Raw genomic sequence first — 6,136 nt, forward strand, 5'->3', positions numbered from 1 at the left:
GCACCCCAAATTCCTGACCAATTTCATTCACGGTCTTGATGCCACGGATCGCTTCAAGGGCGACCTTGGCCTTGAACTCACCACAAAAATGCTTGCGCTTCGTTTCTCTCACAACCTGCTCCTTTTTAAGGCAGGCTACCAGCTTAATTTAATGTCTGGAAACCGGGGTCCACTATACAGCAAGTATCTATGCGGACTTAAACAGAACCCGTTCAATACGGGGTGCATAACGACCGCTGCGAGAAAGACCATTTTGCTGACGAGCGATGAACAGCAGCACAGCGGTGAAACTCACCACTGCGCCGCCTATGGAGCCAGCGTCGGAGGCAAAGAGTAATTGACCTGCCACGGCCCCCAGAATCAGACCCAACAGCGGCAGAAAATACATGAGCACAGAAGCTTGAACCAAGGCGGTTGCAGGCAGCAGCAATCGAACATGATCACCGACCTGTACCGGCTGGTCGGTTTGTACACGCACCTTGTGCTGCCGTCGATTCAGTGCTTTCTGCATGATTCCCACACCGCATCCGCCGCGGGAAGAGCAGGACTGGCAGCCACTTTGGCGCTGGGTTTCAACCCATACCCCATCTGCGGTAACAGCAACGACAACACCTTCTTCCTGAATATCGGCGGTATCTGATCCGTTCGACGCCAAACCAGCCAGACGATGTTCTGCATAGGGCACGGAGCCGATGGTCGGCTGGTTCAGGAGCGAGGGATCATGAGGTTGACGGTTCATCAGCGTGCTTCCTGATTCGGGGTCTGCATCGGGTTTCGTTCCCCGCGCTCGGTGTTGGCATCCTTCGCGAGCACGGTGTGTTTGCAAATCTGCTCGACTGCTGCCATGGGCAAGTCACCGATGACGGTCAGACGAACAGGGCCGACCTGCCGTACGGCGATGTTCATGCCGTATTTGGCCGCATCGGGATCAAGCGCCTTGGGTTGAGGCATGTCTTCTACGAAGACCGAAGCAGTCGATAGACCATCGGTCACCACCATGTGTTCAAAGCGATGCCCGGTAACCGGGTTGGTGCGCCAAACCCGACTTTTGATCTTATAGCCAGGCAAATCAGGAGACACAACCCATCCCTCCTCAGGGGTCAAGGGCTCGGCAGGCTGGGACTGCCCTCGCTCAACAACCTTATAGCCTGGAGGAATGGTTTGCGGCGTGTCCATCGGGATGTCTGGCCAATCTTGAGAAGGTGTAGTGTCTCCCTGTGGGCGGAAATGGATTTCGGTGAAGAAGTCATGTTCGATCGGCCGCCCCTGATCGTTGTAGATACTCATGCGTAGCAGCAGGCGCGACTCATTATCGATGCACAGTTTGTAGCCATAACGAAACTGATCCCGCGGCACCAGTCCAACCAAATGGCAGGCACGGTCGGCTAAGCGGGATAGGCCAAGATTGACGATGTGGTAATTGGCATCCAGCGCTTCCGGCTGTTCAAAACGCTCGCCGGAGAGTCGTGAACGCACGCTGGGAAAATCACCAAAGACCACTTCTTTGCGCAAAGGCCACTCACATTCGCAGTGATTACCATGTCGGATGACTTCGCGTGGCTCGCCACTCATGGTCTGCAGACGCTCCTGCTGACCATTGGCGGTCGCGCGATGCCACAGTTTCGTGGTATCGATCTGATCCCCGCGCAAATGAACGTAAGTACCGGCATAGTCGGTCTTCTCCATCGCCTGCGTCATTTCATTCAATAGCTGTATGGCACCGGGCTCCGAAACCGGCTGAACAGATGAATCGGCAACAAGAAGCACACGCGCCTGAAAAGTCCCAGACTCAAATGTATCCGCTTCAACCGCACCGATAACAGTCAGCGAACAAAGCAGGCCTAAGAAAATGCCTCGAGTCATCCGCTACTCCGTTTGAAAGCTGGTCATGCGTAATGAGGGCATCACTTCGGAAAGATCCGGAGAAACAGATTCAAAATGAGTCATCAGGTAAGGGTCCATCGGCGCCTTGCGCACGGGTGCCTGGGCCCAGCTCGGCAAAACCGTGCCCGGCGTAACGCGAGCCACCACCGGTAAAGCCTGAACGGTACTGTTTGTGGCTGAGGGCTGCTGCAGATTCGCCGGGACATTCTGGGCCTGCTGAATCAACGCATTCTCCGGTGTATTTTGCGGCATCATCCAGATACCCACCCCAACCAGACCGGCGACGAATGAAGCGGCAATCGCGCCACGCCAGCGATTCATCGAGCGACGAACCTGAGATTGCGGGAACGGCAACACCCGCCCGCGACTCGTCGAAGCCAGATCCTGCGCGAGTTGCTGAGCCTGACCTTCGTCTTCGGCCAGCCGCGCCGAAATCAAGGCCGATACATCCCGATTATCCAGATGCTCCTGACGCAGGGCAGCCCCGATCAGGGAATAGCAGCGCAGGCTAAGACGCGCGTCACTAGCGGCTACAGACATCAGCCGATCGGTTTGATGTGGCATGCACTCATCGTCCCACCAGGCTGAAAGGGCTTCCTCGGGCGTCGAAGGCAGTGGCATGTGGGCATTATGTTGGGTATTCATCGATTTCCCCCAGATAGAAGGGTTGTGTCAAACGGATTTCGCACGATTCAAAACTCATCCCGGCTCAGGAATCCAGCAACGGCTTGATGCGTTCCTCGACCGATTCACGCGCCCGAAAAATCCGGGATCGCACGGTACCGATCGGGCAGTTCATCACGACCGCGATTTCTTCATAACTCAGGCCTTCCATCTCGCGCAGAGTCAAGGCCGTACGCAAATCCTCGGGCAATGCTCTGATGGCGGCCCGAATCTCGGCTTCCAGTTCCTGTGTGGCCGCCATATCCTCTGGACTGGCATGGTCGCGAAGAGCCTCCGGCTCGGGTAATGCTTCATCTGACTCATCTCCGCCACCAGAGTTCAGTGAAACCGAATAACCACTTCGAGCGTCCGCAACTAATTGGTTTTTCGCGGTGTTGACCGCAATGCGATACAGCCAGGTGTAGAACGCACTTTCACCCCTGAAATTCCCGAGTGCGCGATAGGCCTTGATGAACGCTTCCTGGGCCAGATCGAAGGCTTGATCCTGATCTCGAACGAAGCGGCCGACCAGTCGCAGAACGCGATGCTGGTATTTGAGCACCAATAAATCGAACGCACGGCGATCGCCCTGTTGGGCGCGCAACACCAGTTGTTGATCTGTGGGTTGATCCGTGGCTTGGTCTGTGACCGAGGGGGTCGTTTCAGTGGCCATAAAGCCTCATACCAGCGAGCCTCGTGGCCCGTTCAAATAAAAAATGCCCAATGTTGCCGGTCTTTAACCGCAGCATCGACAGACGCGCATAAACAACGGCAACCCAAAGGCTTAACTGGCCTAGTATACTCGCATCATTCAAGTTCAATCGACAAGCCGAATCAATGCTCCCAATGACCCAAATCCCACCTGTAGACGTTCTTATCATCGGTTCGGGAGCAGCCGGGCTTTCTGCCGCACTACGATTACCCTCCAATGTCCGAGTCGCAATTCTCAGCAAGGGGCCGATCAACTCAGGCAGCACCCCGTGGGCGCAAGGCGGGATCGCTGCGGCATTGGGGGGCATTGAAGACGTGGAACAGCACATCCGTGACACCTGCCGCGCAGGAAGCGATTTGCCGGACGTCGATGTTGTGCGGCGAGTCGTCGAATCGGGAGCGAGACAAATCGACTGGTTGCTCTCGCTTGGTATGCCGTTTTCCAGTGAGTCCAGCACAGGTGAATCAGAGCACCTCCATCTGACACGCGAAGGCGGGCACGGCACGCGTCGCATCGCCCATGCGGCCGACCACACCGGGCGGACTCTGATCGAAACCTTGCTCGAATCGGTGTATGCGCGACCGAACATCACGCTTTTTGAACACCAGCTCGCCGTGGACCTCATCACAACGCACCGCTTAGGGTTGAACGACCAACCCAATCGCTGCGTGGGTGCTTATGTGCTTGATATCAAGTCGGATCATGTCCAGACCGTACGAGCCCACCAAGTCATTCTTGCCTCAGGCGGGGCTGCCAAGGCCTATCTCTACACCACCAATCCGGATAGCTCGACGGGCGATGGCATCGCGATGGGTTGGCGCGCGGGTTGCCGGGTGGCCAACATGGAGTTCATGCAGTTTCATCCCACCTGTCTGTTCGAACCACGGGCAAAATCCTTCCTGATATCCGAGGCTGTACGGGGCGAAGGCGGGGTTTTGCTGCTACCCGATGGCACGCGCTTTATGCCCGACTACCATCCGGATGCCGAACTGGCACCGCGCGATGTCGTTGCCCGCGCCATTGACTCGGAAATGAAACGCACCGGGGCCGATTGTGTGTATCTGGATATCAGCTTCAAAGGCAAGGCCTTCATCGAAGAACACTTTCCGATGATTCATGAACGCTGCCTGCAATACGGTTACGACATGACCCGTCAGCCCCTGCCCGTGGTGCCGGCAGCACACTATACCTGTGGCGGGATTGTGGTCAACAAGCACGGACGCACAGACATCGCGGGCTTGTACGCCATCGGTGAAACCAGCCACACCGGCCTGCATGGGGCGAACCGCCTCGCCAGCAATTCATTGTTGGAGTGCCTGGTCTACGGCGAGGCGGCTGCGCAGGATATCGTCAGCTGGCACGATTCGCCCAAATCGGCAACCCATCCCATTCCTGCCATTCCTGCCATTCCTGATTGGGACGACAGTCAGGTAACCGACCCCGACGAGGCTGTCATCGTCAGCCACAACTGGGATGAGCTGCGCCGCGCCATGTGGGATTACGTCGGCATCGTCCGCACCACCAAGCGGCTGGAACGCGCCGCACACCGGATTGCGTTACTCCGGCGCGAGATTCAGGATTATTACGCCCACTTCCGCGTCAGCAAAAATCTGCTCGAACTGCGCAACTTGGTCGAAGTCGCGGATTTGATCGTGAAATCGGCACTCGCCCGCCATGAAAGTCGCGGACTGCACTTCACCCGCGATTACCCTGAAAGCAATCCGGAACTGGCGCACATCAACACGATTTGTACCCCGCAATCCCAACGGGTTACCGCATCTGCGCCATAAACGGTCAGTCGGGACGAGGTGGCTGAGACGTCCTGTTGTATGCTCTTGCCATGCCGAATCATTTCAATCAACTCATGCACAACCAACCGCCCACACCAGGCAATTCGAGCCCGGTCGTTTCCGCTCAAACAGCGCCACACGAACATTTGCTGGCACAAATCGCCAAATACAGCCGAAGTGATTGGGCCAAACCCATCACAGACTACAACCGGGCCGCATTTGATCGTGCGCAAGATTGGCTTTTGCAAAGGAAAGGCGGATTGATTCTGGATTCAGGCTGTGGCACGGGGGATAGTTCACGCGCGCTGGCGCAAATGTTTCCCGAGCATCAAATCATCGGCATCGACCGCTCAGAACACCGGCTTTCCCGCCAGCGAGAGCACACACCTGATAACTGTTTGCTGTTACGGGCTGATCTTCTCGATTTCTGGCGATTGGCAAACCAAGCGGGCTGGCGGCCTGAACGTCATTATCTGCTTTATCCCAACCCGGAACCCAAACCCAAACATTTGATGCGACGGTTCCATGCTCATCCGATTTTCCCGGTCTTATTGGCGCTGGGTGGAGAATTTGAGTGTCGCAGCAACTGGCCGATCTATCTCGAAGAAATGGCGCTTTCACTCAATTTCCATAACAAAAAATCAACGATACAGCGCCTGCAAAACGATTCACAATCACTCACACCCTTTGAGCATAAATACCGCTCCAGCGGCCAATGCCTGTGGCAATTACGCGCTTCGCTCTGAGGCACCCGATCAATCGTTTACGCTGCAACAACGAAAGGTAAGCGCTGATTTATTCTGTGCTTCCCGTTTGGGGCAGGATGCCCCAACACGAACAAAGACGTACGTCTTTGATTCGTGAGCGCCATCGCGGGCGTGTACCGCGATGAGCGAGCTGATTTATTCCAAGGATGGAATAAATCAGCATTTACAAAGTAATCGCACTGTCAACCCAATTCTAAAATGTCCCCTTTTTTCCAAAGCTGAAATGTCCCCTTCTGAGTTGTCCTAGCGCGGGGTGGGTGGTGTAGTGTGCGCAGCCTTGCCGATGGGGGAATGACGCCAGATGTGATCGGGAGCCGGCT

The 6,136-nt window shown here is 56.0% G+C and carries 6 protein-coding genes; 2 read left to right on the forward strand and 4 right to left on the reverse strand.

Going from position 1 to position 6,136, the window contains the following annotated elements; genetic code table 11:
* Positions 1-187: 187 nt before the first annotated feature.
* From M7R55_RS09570 to rpoE, 4 genes are all read right to left on the reverse strand, one after another.
* Positions 188-739, reverse strand: a complete 552-nt coding sequence (locus M7R55_RS09570) for a SoxR reducing system RseC family protein (RefSeq protein ID WP_298220186.1) — start codon at positions 737-739, stop codon at positions 188-190.
* On the reverse strand, positions 739-1,863 hold the full coding sequence (locus tag M7R55_RS09575; protein WP_298220187.1) for a MucB/RseB C-terminal domain-containing protein: 1,125 nt from the start codon (positions 1,861-1,863) through the stop codon (positions 739-741). Before M7R55_RS09575 ends, M7R55_RS09570 begins: the two co-directional genes overlap by 1 nt.
* A gap of 3 nt (positions 1,864-1,866) precedes the next feature.
* Complete coding sequence (locus tag M7R55_RS09580; RefSeq protein ID WP_298220188.1) at positions 1,867-2,529, reverse strand: sigma-E factor negative regulatory protein; 663 nt, start codon at positions 2,527-2,529, stop codon at positions 1,867-1,869.
* A 64-nt stretch (positions 2,530-2,593) separates the two neighbouring features.
* Positions 2,594-3,220, reverse strand: a complete 627-nt coding sequence (gene rpoE / locus M7R55_RS09585; protein ID WP_298220189.1) for an RNA polymerase sigma factor RpoE — start codon at positions 3,218-3,220, stop codon at positions 2,594-2,596.
* Between the two features lie 173 nt (positions 3,221-3,393).
* Between rpoE and nadB the strand changes: the two genes are divergently transcribed.
* Positions 3,394-5,049 (forward strand): L-aspartate oxidase, encoded by a 1,656-nt coding sequence (nadB, locus tag M7R55_RS09590; protein WP_298220190.1) that lies wholly within the window; start codon positions 3,394-3,396, stop codon positions 5,047-5,049.
* 50 nt (positions 5,050-5,099) lie between these two features.
* On the forward strand, positions 5,100-5,795 hold the full coding sequence (locus M7R55_RS09595; RefSeq protein ID WP_298220191.1) for a methyltransferase domain-containing protein: 696 nt from the start codon (positions 5,100-5,102) through the stop codon (positions 5,793-5,795).
* Positions 5,796-6,136 lie beyond the last annotated feature (341 nt).

This window comes from Halothiobacillus sp. (assembly GCF_027346185.1).
GTDB lineage: Bacteria > Pseudomonadota > Gammaproteobacteria > Halothiobacillales > Halothiobacillaceae > Halothiobacillus.